The organism is Salinarimonas ramus, assembly GCF_014645695.1.
Taxonomy (GTDB): Bacteria; Pseudomonadota; Alphaproteobacteria; order Rhizobiales; family Beijerinckiaceae; genus Salinarimonas; species Salinarimonas ramus.
This window is the reverse complement of the sequence record NZ_BMMF01000023.1, coordinates 1-19,541: the sequence shown is the minus strand read 5'-3', so window position 1 is coordinate 19,541 and position 19,541 is coordinate 1. Positions and strand designations below refer to the sequence as shown.

At 71.1% G+C, this 19,541-nt stretch carries 18 protein-coding genes; 9 read left to right on the top strand and 9 right to left on the bottom strand.

Going from position 1 to position 19,541, the window contains the following annotated elements:
* Window positions 1-177: 177 nt before the first annotated feature.
* The gene (locus tag IEX89_RS23835) at window positions 178-966 is read right to left on the bottom strand and encodes a cyclase family protein (RefSeq protein ID WP_188915794.1); all 789 of its coding nucleotides are present in this window, start codon (window positions 964-966) and stop codon (window positions 178-180) included.
* Between the two features lie 313 nt (window positions 967-1,279).
* Between IEX89_RS23835 and IEX89_RS23830 the strand changes: the two genes are divergently transcribed.
* Together IEX89_RS23830 and IEX89_RS23825 are read left to right on the top strand one after the other, a co-directional pair.
* Window positions 1,280-2,848 (top strand): phytoene desaturase family protein, encoded by a 1,569-nt coding sequence (locus IEX89_RS23830; RefSeq protein ID WP_188915793.1) that lies wholly within the window; start codon window positions 1,280-1,282, stop codon window positions 2,846-2,848.
* Window positions 2,849-2,983: 135 nt separating this feature from the next.
* Window positions 2,984-3,949, top strand: coding sequence for an ATP-grasp domain-containing protein (locus tag IEX89_RS23825; protein ID WP_188915792.1), 966 nt, complete (start codon window positions 2,984-2,986; stop codon window positions 3,947-3,949).
* A gap of 39 nt (window positions 3,950-3,988) precedes the next feature.
* Here the strand turns inward: IEX89_RS23825 and IEX89_RS23820 are convergent, their stop codons facing one another.
* Entirely contained in the window at window positions 3,989-4,384 is a 396-nt protein-coding gene (locus IEX89_RS23820; RefSeq protein WP_188915791.1) for a VOC family protein, read from the bottom strand.
* A gap of 178 nt (window positions 4,385-4,562) precedes the next feature.
* Between IEX89_RS23820 and IEX89_RS23815 the strand changes: the two genes are divergently transcribed.
* The 5 genes from IEX89_RS23815 (at window position 4,563) to IEX89_RS23795 (ending at window position 11,300) form a co-directional block, all read left to right on the top strand.
* Entirely contained in the window at window positions 4,563-6,401 is a 1,839-nt protein-coding gene (locus IEX89_RS23815; RefSeq protein WP_188915790.1) for a cation:proton antiporter, read from the top strand.
* A gap of 77 nt (window positions 6,402-6,478) precedes the next feature.
* A complete protein-coding gene (locus IEX89_RS23810; protein ID WP_188915789.1) occupies window positions 6,479-8,101 on the top strand; it encodes a B12-binding domain/radical SAM domain-containing protein in 1,623 nt (540 codons plus the stop codon).
* Entirely contained in the window at window positions 8,094-8,957 is an 864-nt protein-coding gene (locus IEX89_RS23805; RefSeq protein ID WP_188915788.1) for a Rossmann-like domain-containing protein, read from the top strand. The genes IEX89_RS23810 and IEX89_RS23805 overlap by 8 nt, the downstream gene beginning before the upstream one ends.
* 18 nt (window positions 8,958-8,975) lie before the next feature.
* The gene (locus IEX89_RS23800) at window positions 8,976-10,328 is read left to right on the top strand and encodes a class I tRNA ligase family protein (RefSeq protein ID WP_188915787.1); all 1,353 of its coding nucleotides are present in this window, start codon (window positions 8,976-8,978) and stop codon (window positions 10,326-10,328) included.
* 39 nt (window positions 10,329-10,367) lie between these two features.
* Window positions 10,368-11,300 carry a DMT family transporter gene (locus IEX89_RS23795; protein ID WP_188915786.1) on the top strand — a complete coding sequence of 311 codons (933 nt, stop codon included), beginning with the start codon at window positions 10,368-10,370 and terminating at the stop codon, window positions 11,298-11,300.
* Window positions 11,301-11,307: 7 nt separating this feature from the next.
* Here IEX89_RS23795 and IEX89_RS23790 read toward each other — a convergent pair whose 3' ends face one another.
* Together IEX89_RS23790 and cobA are read right to left on the bottom strand one after the other, a co-directional pair.
* Window positions 11,308-12,651, bottom strand: a complete 1,344-nt coding sequence (locus IEX89_RS23790) for a cobyrinic acid a,c-diamide synthase CobB (RefSeq protein ID WP_188915785.1) — start codon at window positions 12,649-12,651, stop codon at window positions 11,308-11,310.
* Window positions 12,648-13,445, bottom strand: coding sequence for a uroporphyrinogen-III C-methyltransferase (gene cobA / locus IEX89_RS23785; protein ID WP_188915784.1), 798 nt, complete (start codon window positions 13,443-13,445; stop codon window positions 12,648-12,650). Before cobA ends, IEX89_RS23790 begins: the two co-directional genes overlap by 4 nt.
* A gap of 92 nt (window positions 13,446-13,537) precedes the next feature.
* Between cobA and IEX89_RS23780 the strand changes: the two genes are divergently transcribed.
* The gene (locus IEX89_RS23780) at window positions 13,538-14,662 is read left to right on the top strand and encodes a cobalt-precorrin-5B (C(1))-methyltransferase (RefSeq protein ID WP_188915783.1); all 1,125 of its coding nucleotides are present in this window, start codon (window positions 13,538-13,540) and stop codon (window positions 14,660-14,662) included.
* Window positions 14,663-14,823: 161 nt separating this feature from the next.
* Here the strand turns inward: IEX89_RS23780 and cobM are convergent, their stop codons facing one another.
* Genes cobM through cbiE form a run of 3 tightly spaced genes read right to left on the bottom strand, consistent with a single transcriptional unit; the run spans window position 14,824 to window position 17,203 of the window.
* On the bottom strand, window positions 14,824-15,594 hold the full coding sequence (cobM, locus tag IEX89_RS23775; RefSeq protein WP_188915782.1) for a precorrin-4 C(11)-methyltransferase: 771 nt from the start codon (window positions 15,592-15,594) through the stop codon (window positions 14,824-14,826).
* On the bottom strand, window positions 15,591-15,983 hold the full coding sequence (locus tag IEX89_RS23770; RefSeq protein ID WP_188915781.1) for a cobalamin biosynthesis protein: 393 nt from the start codon (window positions 15,981-15,983) through the stop codon (window positions 15,591-15,593). Before IEX89_RS23770 ends, cobM begins: the two co-directional genes overlap by 4 nt.
* Window positions 15,980-17,203 (bottom strand): precorrin-6y C5,15-methyltransferase (decarboxylating) subunit CbiE, encoded by a 1,224-nt coding sequence (cbiE, locus tag IEX89_RS23765; protein ID WP_188915780.1) that lies wholly within the window; start codon window positions 17,201-17,203, stop codon window positions 15,980-15,982. The genes IEX89_RS23770 and cbiE overlap by 4 nt, the downstream gene beginning before the upstream one ends.
* Here cbiE and IEX89_RS23760 point away from each other — a divergent pair.
* Complete coding sequence (locus IEX89_RS23760) at window positions 17,202-17,951, top strand: cobalt-precorrin-6A reductase (protein ID WP_188915779.1); 750 nt, start codon at window positions 17,202-17,204, stop codon at window positions 17,949-17,951. The two genes, cbiE and IEX89_RS23760, sit on opposite strands and share 2 nt — an antisense overlap.
* Here IEX89_RS23760 and cobJ read toward each other — a convergent pair.
* Together cobJ and IEX89_RS23750 are read right to left on the bottom strand one after the other, a co-directional pair.
* Entirely contained in the window at window positions 17,933-18,706 is a 774-nt protein-coding gene (gene cobJ, locus IEX89_RS23755; protein WP_188915795.1) for a precorrin-3B C(17)-methyltransferase, read from the bottom strand. The genes IEX89_RS23760 and cobJ overlap by 19 nt on opposite strands.
* A gap of 2 nt (window positions 18,707-18,708) precedes the next feature.
* Window positions 18,709-19,446, bottom strand: coding sequence for a precorrin-2 C(20)-methyltransferase (locus tag IEX89_RS23750; RefSeq protein WP_188915778.1), 738 nt, complete (start codon window positions 19,444-19,446; stop codon window positions 18,709-18,711).
* Between the last annotated feature and the right edge of the window lie 95 nt (window positions 19,447-19,541).

The window sequence follows — 19,541 nt, the reverse complement described above, 5'->3', positions numbered from 1 at the left end:
TCTGGCATGCCTGGCGAGATCGAGCCGACTACGACCCCGCACGCCATCTCGCCGCGCAAAAATGCGCTGCATAGGAAAACAGAGGTGGACACGGGGTGTCTCATGGGACGCTCACGCTGGGGATCGGGCCGCGGCGCGCGGGGGACGCGCGCCGCTTGGGGGAGAGGGCGCCGAGGCTCAGCCCGGCACGAGAGCCAGCACGCGCACGGGGCTGCCGGTGCCATTCACGAACTTCAGCGGCGCCGCGACCAGGACCGCGCCCTTGGGCGGCAGGCGGTCGAGATGGGCGAGGCTCGCGAGCCCGTAGCGGTTGGCCTGGTGCATCAGGAAGTGGGCGGGGAAGGGCGGGTTCATGCCCGCGGCCGCGCCCGCATCGGTGCCGACGCATTCCGTGCCCCAGCCGAGGATGCCCTTCGAGACGAGGTATTCCATGCAGTCGACCGACGGGCCCGGGGAGTGCGGTCCGTTCTCGTCGGCGTTGAGGAAGGTCTCGGCGCTCTTGTTGCGGTGATGCCAGTCGGTGCGCATGAGCACCCAGCTGTCGCGCTCGATGGCGCCGTGCTCGGCCTCCCAGGCCTTCACGCCGTCTGCGCTGAGGAGGAAATCGGGGTTCTCGGCCGCCTGCTTCGAGCAGTCGATGACGTTGACGGGGCCCACGAAATTGCGCGGCGGGATCGTGTCGGTGGAGCCGTCCGCGTGGTCCTTGCCGGAGATCCAGTGGATCGGCGCGTCGAAATGCGTTCCGGTATGCTCGCCGAGCTTCAGCCATCGCCACGCCCAGTAGGGACCTTTCTCGTTGTACCACGAGATCTCGTGCATCTCCACATTCGGCGTGTTCACGCCGATCTCGGGAGGCAGGTAGAGCACCGGCGTCTCCGGGCCGAGCGGCGCGGAGAGATCGACGACGGTGATGGCGCCGCTGGCGAGGCCGGCGGCGAGGTCGAAGAGCGTGTTCTGTGCGGTCATGATTGCCTCCCACGGGATCGATCGGTCGCGCGTCGCGCCCGGCACCCCTCTGCCGCCGGAGCGTCCGCACGTCACGTAGCGGCATGGTACGCCCGAAATATGAGAATGCAAGGAACTGCCCCGGTCGGCGGCGCCGTGCGCGGATGCCGCGACCCGGCTGCGCGTCGGCGCATCGAGGCGTTCGGAGGCTTTGCCTACCGAGACGCCGCGGGCGGAATCGGGACACGGATTATCCACCCGATCGCGCTGCGCCCTGGACAGGGTCTATGCATCTGCCGATAAATATCACCATTGAAGACAGGGGGACGCACACGTGCACGACGCGCTCGTCATCGGGGCCGGCCACAACGGCCTCGCCTGCGCCATCCACCTCGCGGCCAAGGGCTGGAAGGTGGCCGTCCTGGAGAAGGCGCCCGTCGCCGGCGGCGCGGTGAAGTCCGCCGAGCTGACGCTGCCCGGCTTCACGCACGATCTCTACGCCATGAACCTGAGCCTGTTCGCGGGCTCCCCCTTCTTCGCCACCTACAAGGACAGGCTCGCCGCCCATGGCTTCGCGCTGGCGCCTGCGAGCGACTGCTTCGCCTCCGCCTTCCCGGACGGGACCTGGCTCGGCGTGTCGAACGACCTCGAGACCAACCTCGCGCGCATCGCGGCGCTCTCGCAGGTGGACGCGGACGCGTGGCGGGCGCTCTCGAACGACTTTCCGGGCGACGCGCCCCACATCTTCGGGCTCCTCGGCTCGCCCATGCCCTCTCGCCAGATGGCGGGCGTCGCCTGGAAGGCGTGGCGGCAGAAGGGCACGCCCTGGCTGCTCGACACGGCGCGGCTCCTCGCCGCCTCGCCGCGGGACTTCCTCGACCGCACCTTCACCCACCCCAAGGTCAAGGCGATGCTCGCGACCTGGGGCCTGCACCTCGACTTCCCGCCGGACGCCTCGGGCGGCGCGCTCTTCCCCTATCTGGAAGCCATGGCGCAGCAGGCCTTCGGCATGGTCGTCGGCAAGGGCGGCGCGGCCACCATGATCTCCGCCATGACCGGCCTGCTGAAGGAGCTCGGCGGCGAGATCCATACGGACGCCGAGGTCGTCGCCATCGAGACGGCGAACGGAAAGGCGTCGGCGGTGCGCCTCGCCGACGGGCGCCGCTTCGAGGCCGGTAAGGCGATCGTCGCCAACGCCCATCCGCAGCTCGTCTTCGGCAAGCTGCTCGAGGAGCGCGCACGCCCGGAGGCCTATACGAAGAAGCTCGCGCGCTTCCGCCCCGGGCCGGGCACGATGATGGTCCACCTCGCCCTCGACGGCCTGCCGGACTGGGCGGCCGGGGAGGCGCTGAAGCGCTTCGCCTACGTCCACCTCGCCCCCGACCTCGCCACGATGGCCGCGACCTACGCGCAGGCGATGGAGGGGCTCCTGCCTGCCGAGCCCGTCCTCGTCGTCGGCCAGCCGAGCGTCGTCGACCCGTCGCGGGCGCCCGCGGGCAAGCACGTGCTCTGGGTCCAGGTGCGCGTGCTGCCCGCCGAGATCGCGGGCGATGCCGCGGGGACGATCACGGCGCGGGACTGGGAGAGCGCGAAGGGAGCTTACGCCGAGCGCGTCCTCGACGTCGTCGAGCGCTACGCGCCGGGCCTGCGCGGCAAGATACTGGGCCGCGCGGTGCATTCGCCGGCGGATCTGGAGCGGGACGATCCCAACCTCATCGGCGGCGACAGCCTCGCGGGCTCGCACCATCTCGACCAGAACTTCCTGTTCCGCCCCGTCCCCGGCTGGTCGCGCTACGCGACGCCGGTGAAAGGCCTCCACATCTGCGGCGCCTCCACCTGGCCCGGCGCCGGCACGGGCGCAGGCTCGGGCTTCATGCTCGGCAAGATGCTGGCGGGCGCCTGACGCCGCCCCGAACAGCGATGCACCATTCCCCATTTTTCGAAGTAGAATACGAAAATCACGCCATTCTGAACGTACAATCCCTTCAAACTCGCTCCGTCGTGCGTTATCTCTTCCTCACACACGAGGAGAGACCCGATGACGAAGGTCCATGTCATTCACGAGAACGACGCGTGGGTCGTGCCGCTGCGCGAGGCGTTCGCCGAGCTCGGGACGCCCTATGAGGAGTGGTTCCTCGATCGCGGCGTCGTCGATCTGCGCGCGCCGCCGCCGGAGGGCGTGTTCTACAACCGCATGAGCGCGTCCTCGCACACGCGCGATCATCGCTTCGCCGCCGAATATACCGGCGCCGTCCTCGCATGGCTCGAGCGGCACGGCCGGACGATCGTCAACGACGGGCGCGCGCTGCGGCTCGAGGTCTCCAAGGTCGCGCAATACGAGGCGCTGGCGGCGCACGGCCTGCGCACGCCCGACACGCTCGCGGTGGTGGGGCGCGGCGGCATCCAGGACGCCGCGGCGGCGCTCGGCTATCCGCTGATCCTCAAGCACAATCGCGGCGGCAAGGGGCTGGGCGTGCGCCTCTTCCTCTCGCCGGAGGCGCTGGCCGAGCATCTCGCCTCGGCCGATTTCGAGGAGCCGATCGACGGCATCACCCTCGTCCAGCGCTACGTGAAGGCGCCGGCACCCTTCGTCACGAGGCTGGAATTCGTCGGCGGGCGCTTCCTCTACGCCGTGCGGGTCGACACGTCGGAGGGCTTCGAGCTGTGCCCCGCGGACGCCTGCGCCATCGAGGACGTACGCGAGAGCGCGGCGATCGGCGACGCCGCCTGCCCGGCGGTGGCGCCGGCGGAGAAGTTCTCGATCGTGCCGGGCTACGACATCCCCGAGATCCCGGCGCTGGAGCGCTTCCTCGAAGCCAACGGCGTCGGCATCGCCGGCATCGAGGTGATCGAGGACGAGGCGGGGACGTGCTACGTCTACGACGTCAACACCAACACCAATTACAATCCCCAGGCGGAAGCCCGCGCCGGCCTCTTCGGCATGCGCGCCATCGCCCGCCATCTCGACGGGCTCTTGGCGCACACGCGGCGCCGAGCCGCCTGAGGAAAAGCGGCCTGAGGAAAAGCCGCCCGGGCGCGCGCGTCAGCGATAGCGCCCGTGCCTCTGGAGGACCTCGATCTTGTAGCCGTCGGGGTCCTCCACGAAGAAGAACCGCGCCATGAGCGCGCCCTCGCGCTCGAAGGCGACGATCTTGCGCGGCGCCAATCCGAGCGCCTCGAAGCGCGCGTGCTCGGCGTCGAGGTCGTCCACCGCGAAGGCGATGTGGCCGTAGCCGTCGCCGAGGTCGTAGGGCTCGGTGCGCCCGTGGTTGACCGTCAGCTCCACCTCGAAATCGGCCTCCTCGTTGCGCAGGTAGACGAGGGTGAAGCTCTCGAAGGCGAAGCGGTCCGCGACCGAAAGGCCGAAGGCCTTTGCGTAGAATTCGACTGAGCGCGCCTCGTCGAGCACACGGATCATGGCGTGGATGGCCTTCGCCATTTCGTATCTCCAGTTGCGGTGTTCCGAGTCGGGGCCGAGCAGACCGCCGGCGCGCGCCCGGCGCCATGCGTCGCGAGGTCGCGCGCATTGGGCGCGTTCCGCCACGCTTTCCGCGAACCATGCGCGCCGCCGCCGCGTTCCATCCGCCTGTGCTCGACAAGGGAGGGACGCACCGGACATGGAGCAGGACGTCGCGCTCGCCGTGGTCGTTCTGGTGGCCGGCGGGGTGGCGGCGCAATGGCTCGCCTTCCGGTTCGCGCTGCCTGCGATCGTCATACTCTTCGCCGCAGGCCTGCTGGTCGGGCCGGGCTTGGGCCTGATCGACCCGTCGGAGGCCATGGGCCACAACCTGCACGCCCTCATCGGGCTTGCGGTGGCGTTGATCGTGTTCGAGGGCGGGCTCGCGCTCAACTTCAAGGAGCTGCGCGCGGCCGGTCAGGGCGTGGTGCGACTCACGGTCGTGGCGCTACCGGTCAATTGGCTGCTCGGCGCGCTGGCGGCGGCCTATATCGGCGGGCTCGACTGGGGCGCCTCGATCCTGTTCGGCGCCATCATGGTGGTGACGGGCCCCACCGTCATCTTGCCGCTCTTGCGCCAGGCGCGGCTCGAGCGTCGCTCCGCCTCCTTCCTCAAATGGGAGGCGATCCTCAACGACCCCGCCGGCGCGATCCTCGCCGCCGCGGTGCTCGAGTTCCTGATCCTCTTCCAGTTCGGCGACGACGAGGCCCTGCTCGAGGTGGCTTTGCGCCTCGGCGTCGGGCTCGCCGTGGGCGTCGCGCTCGGCGTCGGCGCCGCCTTCCTGGTGCGTCGTCTCTTCGTCGCGGACTTGACGCCCGAGATCCTCAAGACGCCGATGCTGCTGGCGCTGGCGCTGAGCGTCTACGCGCTGGCCAATCTCGCCATCAGCGAGGCGGGGCTCGTCGCCGCCACCGTGTTCGGCCTGACCCTCGCCAACATCGACGTGCCGGGGCTCTCCGAGCTCAAGCGCTTCAAGGAGGGCCTCGTCGTCCTCATCGTCTCGACCCTGTTCATCGTCCTCGTGGCCGATCTCGACACGGAGGTGTTCCTCGCGCTGTCGTGGCCGATCGTGCTCCTCACCCTGGCCATGCTCCTGGTCGTGCGTCCGCTCGCCATCGCGCTCGCCACGATCGGCAGCGACCTCGACTGGCGCGAGCGCGTGCTCACCGGGGCGATCGCGCCCCGCGGCATCGTCGCGGCCGCCGTGGCCGGGCTCGCCGGCGCGCGCCTCGCCGAAGTCGGCTACGACGAAGCCGCGCTGATCGAGCCCACCGTCTTCGCCGTCATCGCCACGACGGTGGTCGTCCACGGCTTCGCGCTTCCCCCGCTCGCCCGTGCTCTGGGCCTTTCCAAGGGCGACGATCCGGCCGTGGCCATCATCGGCGCCTCGGACTGGGCCGTCGACCTGTCGCGGGCCCTCGGGCTGGCGAAGGTGCGCGTCGTCCTCATCGACACGTTTCCCGGTGCCGCGAAGCGGGCCCGGCGCGCGGGGATCTCGGCCATCCAGACCCAGATTCTCTCGGAGGAGGCCGAGGACCGCCTCGCCGACAGCCCGATCGACTACGCCCTCGTCGCCACGAAGGACGACGTCTACAACGCGCTCGTATCCGCCCGGCTCGGCCCCGACCTGGGTCGCGAGCGGGTCTTCCAGCTCCCGGCCGCCGGCGACGTCGATCTCGCCCACGAGCTCGACCGCGACTGGCGCGGCAAGCTCTTCGGGCGCCTGCCCTTCGCCGAGTACGAGCGGCGCTTCGAGGCCGGCTGGCGCTTCGCCGCCGAGCCCGCGACCCGCGCGCTCGCGCCCCAGACGGACGAGGCCGGCCTCGTCTTCGTGCGCGGCGGCCGCATCCTGTTCGACAGCCTGGAGGCGCAGGACGGCTCCGGGCTCGAGGACGGCATCGCGGTCGTGTTCCTGCCACCGGAGGAGGTGCGGGGACGGGAGGTCGAGGAGGAGGCGGCGGGGAGTACCAGCCTCCTACGCTCCAGCGTCAAGCGATGACCCAACTTGAGGATTTTTTGCTGCGACAAAAACAGCCTTGAGTTTTATATGATCCGAGGTTTAGATGTCTCCGACGCTTGATCATCGGCTGGGCGGACCTGGAGACCGTAATGACGCTACGAGTCATGGCCTTTTCCGCACCGCAGTTCATCGTCGGCGCGGCCGGCGATCGCTCTCTTTCGAGCGGTGATCCAGCAAGCATGTTCAATGCCTGTAGAGTGGCCGCTGCGGCCGCTGATCGGCCCGGGACCGCGTGGTCTCGCAGCAATTGGGCGAGCGGACGTAGGTCGCGCCGTTCCACTACGAAGCTCTTCCACGATCTTCCCGGCGCAATCGAGACGCTGGACGCGACGCTCCCGGTCCTTCAGCCGAACCTCGTTCTGATCGGTGCGATGTCGATCTGTATGCCGGGCGCTGTCGCATGCGCGGAGATCGTCCGTGCTCACCTCGGCGACGACGTGCTGATCGTTCTGGGTGGACGTCATGCGACCGAGACGATGTGGGTCGACAAGCGTTCGGGCGCTGTGCAGCACCATCGAGCCTCACCTCTGCGGCTGATTGCGGACGAACGCATCAGCAACGTTTTCGACATCGTCGTCTCGGGCGACGGTGAGGATGCAATTCGGGAGCTCGGCGAGATCGTGGAAGAAACGATCGATGCGGGTGGGCGTGCGCGTGACAGCCGAATGCGTCTCGAACGACTGAGTGCCGCCGCCGGTGAATTTGTCGCCGGTACGGTGATCAGCGGCCACATCGCTCTCGTGTCAGGTAAAGCAGGCGCGTTGAGCATGAACATGCTTCCGGCTCCGGCGGAAATGTTCGGCGTAGGCGCACGGTTCGACGTTCTCGGCAATCTCCCAACTGCTCACGTGTTCTCTGACGTCGGTCGTGGATGCATTTACGATTGTGCCTTCTGCAGCGAACGGATCAGCGTCACGGGTGCGCCTCGAGCATTCGCCTCGAGCGCCGACAGGTTGCATGAACGCCTCTTGGCAGCTGCGAGAACAGTGGCCGAAGACTATCCGGGCGAGGATGGTGCGAGCGCCTTCGTGGAAGACTCGACGCTTCTCGGCTGGAACGCCAAGCTCGTCGATCGTTTCGAGAGCCTCGTCGAGCAGGCACCGCACGGAGTGCGCGTCGGCGGGCAAGCTACAATCGATCAAATACTCGCTCGGCCGGACATCGCACATCAGCTGTCGCGCTGCGGCTTGGAATACGTGTTCATCGGCGTTGAAACACCGGAGCCTGGTTCCGTCGGCGGGTTTAGCAAGGACATCGGAGCACGGCACGGCAATTGGCTCGACCGCGCTGCGCGAGCCTTCGACATCCTTGAACAGGCGGACATCAAGATTGGTGTGTCGCTCCTGTTCGGCCTTGGTGAGGGCTGGCGGGAAAGAGACGCCCTCCTCGGGGCGCTCGCAACCTGGAGGCGGAACGCAAGCGTGCGAACGGTCAGCATGAATTGGGCCGTCCAGCATCCGCTCTGCGGTCAAGACGGCGGGCTCGGCTACGAGTATCTCGACTGGGCGCTCGATCCGGGCCCCCTGCTCGACGTCATGCGCCATTTCGGCGAAGCCTCGACGCGCTACACCATCAGCGGCGGAACCGCTCCGGAATTGAACGAAGCGATCGACATCGTATCGCGGGTCGACGCTGTCATGGAGCGCAAGCCGCTCGAGCTGGAGAAATCCGATGGTTGATCTGCATGTGGCCGATTCGAGCATCAAGTCCGACAGGAAACACTACGATGTCGACCCACTCTTGAGCGAGCTCTCGAAGATCATATGGCGAGAGACCAGCGCGCAGGATCCTTCCAACTTCCACCTTCGCGGTCTCTGGCGCGTGGATTATCGTTACCGACCGAACGCTTTGGAGCGTGACCTCGCATATTCGATGGTCTACGCGCAAGCGCGTCGGATCGGCTGCGCCTACGTCGACTTCGCAAGTCACGATGTCGATGATCTGTGGCTTGGTAGTGACTCTCGCAAGCTTTCCGACAACGCGCCCGCCGCCCTCAGGATCGCGGCGCTCGATACGGCTTTCGCCGAGCTCGGGCGCGAGCCGAGCGAGATGTTCCATTTCGAAGGCGATGCCGCGGAGAAGGCCGTCGAGCGTGCGCGTATCATCTGCAGCGCCGTGATCGACGAAGCGCGAAGGCGCGGTGCAAGAAGGCTGCTCAACGTTGGAGTGATGGGCAACTTCGTGCCTTGGCTTCGGGAGGCAGGCATGGAGTATGTCGGGAGCGACTACGATCCCGCCCTCATAAGCGGGGGTATCAACGGCAGCCCCGTGCTCGACGGTCAGGGTACCCTTGACGCCATCGCGGATGCCGACATTGTTCTCGCCACCGGCATGACACTCTCGACTGGCACATTGTCGACCATAATCGACTCTTGCAAGCAATCGAAAGCGGCATTAGTCTTGTTCGCTGCAACCGGTTCATTCTTCGCGCAGACCTATTGCCGGGAGTTGGGAGTCGATGTCGTTCTCGCCGAGCCGCAACCACAATACATGTTCACCGGGTCCTCTCGCATCGAGCTGCACCGAGCGCCCTGACGGGTGCGGGGGGCGGCGATGAGCGAGCGGCATTTCCGTCTGGTCGTCGCCGGGGGCGAAGGCGATGGGGACGAGCCGGATCGGCTTCGTGCGCAAGCCTATGCCGGCTTCATCGCGCGTCGGGACGGAGCCGAATTGCTCGGCTCGGACGACAGCGCGTGCGCGGCGCTGCTCGACCGCCTGTCCGCGGCAGGGCTCGCGTTCCGAGAGAGGTCCGAGGACGGCTCGGCGCGGGTTATCCACGTCGCCCGCCCGCAGACCGCGGAGCGGTTCGCCAACGGCGCGTCGGAGCCGTGGCCCTCGGCGCTGGTCAAGAAGCTCGGCAAGACCGTGCGTCGTACGCCGGGCGCACTCTTCCGATTTCCGCAGGAGGAGGGGGGCGACGCGATCCACGTCTTCATCACGGACTGGTCGCCGTGCCCGGCGGCCTGCGCGCTCGCCGTTCATGCGGAGCATCCGGCGGCAGCGGGGGTGGAGGACGGGTTCACCGGACGATTCGTCCGGCACCCGCTGACGGGCGATCTCCTGCCCGTTCTCGTCGCCGATTGGGTGAAGCCGGCTTTCGGGACGGGTGCCGTCCTCGTCAACCCGGCGCACGATCGCGTGGATCTCGCCTATGCACGGCGCATCGGCCTTCCAATTCGCTTCGCGCTCGCGCCGGAGGGCTTCGACGGCGAGCCCGACGGGTGGATCGCTCCACCCCTCATCAAGGCGGGTCGCAGCGTCCGGACCGGCTTCTACGACGGGCTCGACATTCACGAGGCGACCTCGACCTACTTCGACGTCCTCGCCGCGCGCGGCCTCGCGGAGCGCCACGAGGACGTCCGGCTGCCCGCCGCCGAGATCGCTCGCATCGAGCCCGACGGATCGCTGATGCCGTCAGAGGCGCTGAGGGTAGCGGCGGCTCTCGCGGCTGCCGGCGACGCGTCTCGGCCGACGCTCGTCCTCTCGGCCGCGGCAGCACGCTCGTCGGCGGCCGCGCTCGCGCCGCTCCTCGCCGATCTCGACCTCGCTCCGCGCGTGATCGCGCTGGGCGCGGTGGAGCGAACGGCGACGCTCGAGGACGAGGCCGGGGCGCGTGCGATCGCGATCGCCGCTCGGCCGGACCAGCCCGCCGTCGTGCGAAAGGATCAGCTCGATCAAGTCCGTCGTTTCGCCGAGCTGCACGAGCGCCTCGGCGGAGCCGATGGCGCCGCCGCCGTCGAGGGCCTCCCGTCCGGCCCGCTGCGGCAGTCGATCGCGGCAGGCGACCCGGCGGGTGCGTTCAAGGCGCTCTACGCCCTCCAGAAGGACCTCGCCGCAGCCGAGACACCGGATCCGTCCGCGCTCGCGGCCTACCGCACCGGCTGCCGCGTCCTCCTGGGCGGCTGAGCACGCCCCAGAACACCGAGCCGAGCACGGAGCATCCGAATGGCGATATCGACGGGACACGCGCAGGGCGCTTCCGCGCGCGCGAGCGACCTCGCGACCTATGTCCGGCTCTCGCTGGCGACTCTGTTCTGGGCCGGCGTCTTCGTCGCGGGGAAGATCTCGCTCGAGGTGCTCGACCCGGTCTTCCTCGCGGCCGCCCGCTTCCTGGTGGGCGCGGCGGCGGTGGGGGTGGTGGTCGTGCTCACGCGGCGATTCGCGGCGGCTGGGACCCGGGAGATCGCGCTGTTCGCGCGCATCGGGTTCCTGGGGGTGTTCGCGTACAACATCCTGTTCACGATCGCGCTCGATCTGTCCACGCCGCTGCACGGGCTCGTGATCATCGCGACGACGCCCGCCTGGACGGCGGCGCTCTCGCTCGTGATGCTGCGCGCCGCGGTGCGGCCGATGCAGCTCGTCGGATTCGCCTGCGCCTTCGGCGCCGTGCTCGTGGTGATCCTGCCGGAGGCGCGCGCGGCCGAGTGGCGCTTCAGCTCGGGCACGCTGCTCGGGGACGTGCTGTTCGTCGCGGCCGCGATCGTGTGGTCGGTCTACACGATCGAGGTGAAGCGGGCGCTCGCCGCCCATGCGGCCTCGACGATCACCGGATGGAGCCTCGCGCTCGGCGCGCTGATGCTGGCGCCCGCGGCGGCGCTCCTGACCGAGGTTCCCGCCGAGATCGCGGCGATCCGCCCGTTCGACGCGGCGGCGATCGTCTATATGGGGCTTCTCGCGACGCTCGGCGCCTTCTGGCTCTGGTCGCAGGGCGTCGCGGCGATCGGGCCGGCGCGGGCCTCCGTGTTCCTCAACCTCGTGCCGATCTGGGGTGCGATCATGACCGCGATCGCCTTCGCGACGCTGCCCTCGCCGACGATCCTTGCGGCCATCGGCCTCGCCGTCACGGGCGTCGTGCTGGTCCAGCGGGCGGGGCGCTGAACAGGCCTCACCGACGCGCGATGGCGTGGAAGAAGGTGCCGCTGACGGTGCCCACGCGGTGGCCGGCGGAGCCGAGATCGCTGCCTTCGGCGTCGAGGAGGTCGGCGAAGGCGTGCGCGCGGGCCTCGTCTCGGGTGACGATCGAGGCGTAGTGGAACTCGTGTCCGACGAGGCGCGTCCCGGCCTCGCCGAGGACGCCGTCGCGCAGGAGCGTCGCGATCCGGTAGCCGAGGTTGAACTTGCGCTTGGCGAAGCTCGTCTCCATCGGCAGCAGGTCGAGCATCGGGTACGTCGCGCCCTCGGCATCGGTGAGCGCGCGGCCGAGCGTCATGTAGCCGCCGCACTCGCCGTGGACGGGCTTCGTTCGCGCAAAAGCGTGGATGCCCGTTCGGAAGCGCTCCGCCGCGGCGAGACGCCCGGCATGGAGCTCGGGATAGCCGCCGGGTAGCCAGCAAACGTCGCAATCCGCCGGCGGCGGCTCGTCGGCGAGGGGCGAGAACGGCACGATCTCGGCGCCCGCCGCGCGCCAGGCAGCGAGGTGGTGCGGATAGACGAAGGAGAAGGCCGCGTCGCGCGCGAGCGCGATGCGCTGGCCGGGCGGGGGGATCGCGGTCGCGTCGCTTCCGTCCGTCGGCACGCGCGTCGACGTCGCCGCCGCGAGGAGCGCGTCGAGGTCGACGCCGGCCTCGATCGTGTCGGCGAGCGCGTCCAGCCGCGCCTCCAGGTCCGCCGTCTCGTGCGCCTGGACGAGGCCGAGATGGCGCTCCGGCAGCGCGAGCGCGCCGTCGCGGGCGAGGGCGCCCATCACCGGGATGCCGATGCGCGAAAGCCCGTCCTCCACGAGGCGGCGATGGCGCAGGCTCGCCACCTGGTTGAGGACGACGCCCGCGATGGTGATGCGCGGGTCGAGCCGTGCGCAGCCGAGCGCCACGGCGGCGGCGGATTGCGCGTGTCCCGAGACGTCGAGGACGAGGATCACCGGCCAGCCGAAGAACGCGGCGAGATCAGCGCTCGCCCCCGTGCGCCCGCTCTCGCCGCGCACGCCGTCGAAGAGGCCCATCGACCCCTCGCCCACGACGATCTCGGCACCCGCGAGCGCCTGCGCCGCGATGGCGTCCATCGTCGCGTCGTCCATGGCGAAGCTGTCGAGATTGACGCTCGGCGCGCCGGTCGCCGCCGCATGGAAGGCGGGGTCGATGTAGTCCGGCCCGTTCTTCACGCCGCGTACCGCGAGCCCTCGGCGGGCGAGCGCCCGCTGCAGGCCGAGCGTGACGGTGGTCTTGCCCGATCCCGAGCGCGGGGCCGCGACGAGGAGGCCCTTCGGGATGCCGGTCGAAAGCACCGCCGTCACGAGCCCACCGCCTCGCGGAAGCCCTCGAGATGGCTCGCGATCGCCTGCCGGAACGCGGCGATGGCCCCGATCGCGACGATCGCGGGGGAGGCGACGGCGCCGTTGGCGGCGAGCGCCGGCAGGTCCGCCAGCGGCGCTTCGAGGAGCGTCTCGCGCGCAGTGGTCGCGCCGTGCACGACGAGCGTCGGCGTCTTGGGCGAAAGGCCGCCGCGGATCAGCGCATCGGCGATGGGCCCGAGGTTCGCCACCGCCATGTAGAGCACGATCGGCACGCCGGCGCGCGCGAGCGCCCCCCAGTCGACGCTCTCGTCGTCGGTCGCGAGATGGCCGGTGGCGAGGATGACGGCATGGTTGGTGTCGCGGGTCGTCGCCGGCACGCCGTGCTGCGCGAGCGCGGCGAGGCCCGAGGAGACGCCGGGCACGATACGAAACGCGATCCCGGCCTGCGCGAGCGCGAGCGCCTCCTCGCCGCCGCGGCCGAACACGAACGGGTCGCCACCTTTGAGCCTCAGCACCCGCTTGCCGGCGCGGGCGAGCGCGATCAGCCGCTCGCAGATGGCGTCCTGGCGCGCGGAGGGCTTGCCGCCGCGCTTGCCCGCGTATTCGAGCACCGCGCCCTCGCGGGCGAGCGCGAGGATGCCCTCGCCGATGAGCGCGTCGTGCACGACGACGTCCGCCTGCGCGAGGGCGTTGAGCGCATGCACCGTGAGGAGCCCGGGATCGCCGGGCCCGGCGCCGACGAGCCAGACGGTGCCGGGCGAGAAGGCGGGGGAGAGGCGCGAGAGGTCGGTCATGCGTGTCTCGGGGCTCGGGCGAGGTGGGCTCGAAGGGGGCGCGACGGCGGCGTGCGGTGATTTCGCGATGCTCTTCGTGTAGACGAGCGGGCATGAGCGATCCATCCCGCGAAAAGGACGAGGTGCCCACGACAGCGCTCCGGCGCGGCTGGACGACGGGCGCCTGCGCCACCGCGGCGGCGAAAGCGGCGTTCGTGGCCTTGCGGACGGGCGCATTTCCCGACCCTGTCGAGATCGTGCTGCCGCAGGGCGCGCGGCCCGCTTTCGCGCTCGCCCGTCACGAGGCGGGCGCGGGGGTCGCCATGGCGGGCGTGATCAAGGACGCCGGCGACGACCCGGACGTCACCCACGGCGTCGAGGTCCGCGCGAGCGTTCGACCCGGGCCGCCGGGCAGCGGCATCGTCTTCCGCGCCGGGGAGGGGGTGGGCACCGTCACCCGCGCGGGTCTCCCGATCCCGCCGGGCGAGCCGGCCATCAACCCCATGCCCCGGCAGATGATGCGCGAGAACCTCGCCGAGGCCGCCGCGGCGCTCGGCGAGGGGGCGCCGGACCTCGTCGTGGAGATCGGTATTCCCGGTGGAGAGGTGATCGCGCTCAAGACGCTGAACCCGCGGCTGGGCGTCCTCGGCGGGCTCTCGGTGCTGGGCACGACGGGGATCGTCGTGCCCTATTCCTGCGCAGCGTGGATCCACTCGATCCACCGCGGCATCGACGTCGCCCGTGCCGGCGGCCTCGTCCACGTCGCCGGGGCGACGGGCTCGACGTCGGAGGAAGCCGTCAAGCGGCTGCACGGCCTGCCGGACCAGGCGCTCATAGACATGGGCGACTTCGCCGGCGGCATGCTGAAATACCTGCGCCGCAACCCCGTCCCGCAGGTGACCATCGCCGGCGGCATCGCCAAGATGACGAAGCTCGGGCAGGGCATGCTCGATCTGCATTCCCGGGCGGGGCCCGTCGACCTCGCCTGGCTCGCGGACCGGCTCGCCGAGTCGGGCGCGCCGACCGAGGAGGTGGCGCGTGCACGCGGTGCCAACACGGCGCTCGAGGTGCTCGGCAGCGCGAGGCGGCTCGGCCTGCCGCTCGCGGACGTCGTCGCCGGCCACGCCTGGAAGACCGCCGCCAAGGCCCTGCGCGGCACGCCCATCGCGCTCGAGATCGTGGTGTTCGACCGAGACGGCGCCCTCGTCGGCCGCATGGGCTTCCACCCGGTGATGTAGGGGGAGCGCCACCTCCCCGCAGGGGAGGACGACGACCCGAGGGTCGGAGGGTGGGGCGGGGGCTGGCCGGCCTGCAGGATGATCGAAACGGCCCCACCGCCCGCGCGGAGCGCGGACTCCTCCCCTGCGGGGAGGAAACGGGGTCGCGCGCGAAATCGCGCTCATTCGCCCCCCTCCCATCCCGGGCGGAAGCGGCGGTCGTAGTCCGGCGCGTAGAGGCGCGAGCGCGCTTCGCCCGTGCCGGCGAGGGCGGGGCCGACGAGGATGAGCGCCGTGCGCTCGATCCGCTCCGCGCGCATCGCCGCGGCGATCTCGCCGAGCGGCGCGCGGATCACCCGCTCGTCGGGCCAGGACGCGCGCCAGACCACCGCCGCCGGGCAATCCGCGCCGTAAGCGGGCAGGAGGTCGTCGACGACGTCCTCGATGCGGTGGATCGAGAGGTGGATCGCGAGCGTAGCGCGGGTCTGCGCGAAGGTCGCGAGCCGCTCGGTCTCCGGCATCTTCGAGGCGCGCCCGGACGTGCGGGTCAGCACGACGGACTGTGCCACTTCCGGCACGGTCAGCTCGCGCCCGAGCGCGGCCGCCGCGGCGGCGAAGGAGGGGACGCCGGGCGTGATCGTGAAGGGGATGGCGCGGGCCTCCAGCGCCGCGATCTGCTCGCCCATGGCGCTCCACACCGAGACATCTCCCGAATGCAGCCGCGCCACGTCTTGCCCGGCCGCGTCCGCGCGCTCGATTTCGGCGAGGATCGCGTCGAGATCGAGGGGCGCCGTGTCGACGATTCGGGCGCCCGCCGGGCACCAGGCGAGGATCTCGGGGGGCACGATCGAGCCCGCGAAGAGGCAGACGGGGCAGCGTTCGACGAGGGTGCGGCCGCGCACCGTGATCAGGTCGGGCGCGCCGGGACCCGCGCCGATGAAATGGACGGTCATCGCGGCGCCTCCTCGGCATGAACGGCGGACCGCGCGAGGGCGCAGGTGACCCGCGCGCCCGTGATGCGCGCGAGGACGAGCGTCGCGCCTTCGCCCGCGGCTGCGAGCGCGGCGGCCTCGGCGACCGAGCCGACGTCGTGCGCCGCCTGCGCGCGCGTCGAGCAGGAGACGACGCCGCCCGACGCCGTGCGCAGGATCTCCGGCGGCACGGCCTCCATCGGGAGCCCGAGCCGCGCGGCGGCCTCGGCGAAGGCGGGCAGCGCGGCGCGCGTCTCCACCGTGGCCAGGCGCGCGGCGCGCGTCTGCGTGCGCGCCAGCGCCTCGCGAACGATGTCGACGATCTCCTCCGTCGTCGCGCTCGAGGCGAAGCCGATTCCCGCGACGATCATGGCTTGATCCCGATCCATTGGGTCACCGGCATCGCCGCGCGCCAGCCGTGCATCGTTCCCACCGGCTCCAGCCGCGAGACGGCGAGGCGGCGCATCGTGCCCCCGTGCGCGGCATGCAGCGCCGCGAGGCGTACCTCGGTCTCCAGCGTCACGGCGTTGATCACGAGGCGCCCGCCAGCGGGAAGCGCGGTGAAGGCGGCCTCGACCACCCCCGGCACGGTGGCGCCGCCGCCGATGAAGACCGCGTCCGGCGCCGGCAGTCCCGCGAGCGCGTCCGGCGCCGGGCCGGTGACGATCCGCAGGTCCGGCACGCCGAGGCGTTTGGCGTTCTCCGCGATGCGCGCCGCCCGCTCCGCGCGCGCCTCGACGGCGATGGCGCGGTTCGCCGGGTGCGCGAGCATCCATTCGATGCCCACCGAGCCCGATCCCGCGCCCACGTCCCACAGGAGCCCGCCGGCGCGGGGCGCGAGCGCGGCGAGCGTCACGGCGCGGATCTCCGCCTTGGTGAGCTGGCCGTCGTTGTCGTACCAGGCGTCGTCACGGCCGGGCACCAACGTGACGACCCGCGCGTCGGGGCCGGCGCCGACTGTGATCGCGACCGTGTTGAGCGGGTCGATCCCGTCGAGCGCGAACGCGTCCGCCCGCGTCCGCCGGATGCGCTCGCGCGGTCCGCCCATGGCGTCGAGCACGACGATCTCGGACGCGCCCATGCCGCGCTCGGCGAGGAGCGCCGCGAGCCTTGCGGGCGTCGTCTCGTCCCAGGAGAGGGCGAGGACGCGCGCGCCCGGCTGGAGAACGGGCACGATCCGCTCGAAGCTGCGCCCGTGCAGGCTCACGCACGAGACTTCCGGCAGCGACCAGCCGAGCCGTGCGGCGGCCAGCGAGAAGGCGGAGGGCTGCGGGAAGGCGGCGATCTCGCCCGCCGGGATGCGGCGCGCCAGCTCCGCGCCGACGCCGTAATGGAACGGGTCCCCGGTGGCGAGCACGCAGGTGGGGCGGCCACGCCGCGCCTCGATCGTGGTGTATCCGTCCGTGATCGGGCTCGGCCAGGTCATCGTCTCACCGCGGATCGGGGCGGCGAGGGCGAGGTGGCGGGCGCCGCCCACGACGAGCTCGGCTCGATCGAGGGCAGCGGCGGCGGCGGGGGAGAGGCCGGCGCGCCCGTCCTCGCCGATGCCGACGATGGACAGCCAGCGCGCGTCAGAGGATATGTCGGGCATGACGATCCTCCTCCTCGGCGGCACCACGGAAGCGACCGCGCTCGCGCATCTGCTCGCCGCGCGCTCGGACCTGCCCGCCACGCTCTCGCTCGCCGGCCGCACCAGCGCGCCGCGCGCCGCGCCGATCCCGACGCGCGTCGGCGGCTTCGGCGGGGTCGAGGGGCTCGTCGCCTACGTGAAGGCGCAGCGCATCCGCGCCGTCGTCGACGCGACGCATCCCTTCGCCGCGCGGATGTCGCGCAACGCGGCGCAGGCCTGCCGTCTCGCCGGCGTTCACTTGCTGGCCCTCGTGCGCCCGGAATGGACGCCCGCGCCCGGCGATCGCTGGACGCGCGTGCCGGACATGGCCGGTGCCGTCGCGGCGCTCGGGGAGGCGCCCAAGCGCGTCTTCCTCACCGTGGGGCGGCTCGAGCTCGCGGCCTTCGAGGCCGCGCCGCAGCACGCCTATCTCGTGCGCACCATCGATCCCGTGGGAGCGGTCGCGCTTCCCGATCTCGTCGAGATCCGCCACCGCCCGCCCTTCGACGAGCCGGCGGAGCGGGCGCTGATGCAGGCCGAGCGCATCGACGTGCTGGTCACCAAGAATTCCGGCGCGGACGCCACGCGTCCGAAGCTCGACGCGGCGCGCGCGCTCGGCCTGCCGGTGATCGTCGTCGAGCGCCCGCCGCGCCCGCCGGGCGTCGAGACCGTCGCGCGTGCGCAGGAGGCGCTCGCCTGGCTGGAGCGCGTTCATGCGCCGGCTCCGTAGCTGCGCGGCGTGAGCATCCACGGCCGCGCGTCGCCGGGGCGGGGGATCAGCCGGGTCGTCGAGGCGCCGATGATGACGAGCGTCGCCATGTCCGCCTCCTCGGCGCGCACCTGCGCGACGCTGCGAATGGCGAGGCCCTCGTCCGGCCGGCCGACGGCGCGGGCGAGGGCGACGAGGTGCTCGGGCGCGCGGACCTCGCGCACGATCTCGAAGGCGCGACCGAGCTGCCAGGGGCGCGCCTTCGAGATCGGGTTGTAGAGGCAGACGGCGAAATCCGCCTCGAGCGCGAGGCGCAGACGCCTCTCCACGACGTCCCAGGGCTTGAGGTTGTCCGAGAGCGACAGCGCGCAGAAATCGCCGCCCAGCGGCGCGCCGAGGCGCGCGGCGGCGGCGAGCATGGCCGAGATGCCTGGCTCGACGCGGATGTCGAGGGCGCGCCAGGCCGGATCGCCCGCCTCCACCGCTTCGAAGATCGCCGCCGCCATGGCGAAGACGCCCGGATCGCCGCCGGAGACCACCGCGACCCGCCGGCCCTGGGCCGCGAGCGTCAGGGCGTGGCGGGAGCGGTCGAGCTCGACGCGGTTGTCGGAGGCGTGCTTCGTCAGGCCCGGCCTGTCGGGAATGCGCGCGACGTACGGTCCATAGCCGACGACGTCGCTCGCCTCGTCGAGCGCGCGGCGCGCCGCCGGCGTGATCCAGTCTGGATCACCGGGACCCAGCCCGACGATGGTCAATCGTCCGCGGGTCTCGACCATGCTCACGGCCGCCTCCCGTCACCGGGAACGACGACGAGGGAGAAATACGGCGCCTCGTGATCCTCCGGCATGTCGGCGACCGGCATCATGCGCTCGCCCGCCATGGTGGCACGCTCGACGTAGACCGCGCGGTCTTCGAGCCCCGCCTCGGCGAGGGCCGCGCGGACCTTGGGCCAATTGCGGCCGAGCTTCATGATCACCGCGGCGTCGGTGTCCCTCAGGTGCCGCGCCAGCTCCGGGCCGGGCAGCGTGCCGGGAACGACGGTGAGCACGTCGTCGCCCCACGTGATCGGCGCCTCGATGGCGGTCCAGGCGCCGGACATGGCGGTGATCGCGGGGATGGTCTCGACCGGCACGCGATCCTTCAGGCGCCGCCACAGATGCATCCACGAGCCGTAGAAGAACGGGTCGCCCTCGCAGAGCACCCCCACCGAGCGTCCCGCCTCGACCTCCGCGAGGAGGCGCGCGACGCATTCCTCGTAGAAGCCCGCGAGCGCCTGCGCGTAGGCGGGATCCTCCACCGCGATCTCGGTCGTGACGGGATAGGCCATCGCGATCTCGCGCGCCGGGTCGGCGCCGACGACGAGATCGGCGATGGCGCGGGCGTTGCCGCGGCGTCCGCTCTTGCAGAAATGCGCGAGGCGATCCGCGCCTTCGAGCGCGCGGCGGGCGCGCACGCTCATCAGGTCCGGGTCGCCGGGGCCGAGCCCGATGCCGACGATGGCCGCGCGCGTGCTCATTGGTGCACCTTCGGGCTGGAGGATGCGGAGCCGCGAAGCGGCGTAGTATTCTCCAGCCCGAGCACTTGCCGCGACGGCCACGTGTGCTCGCCCTT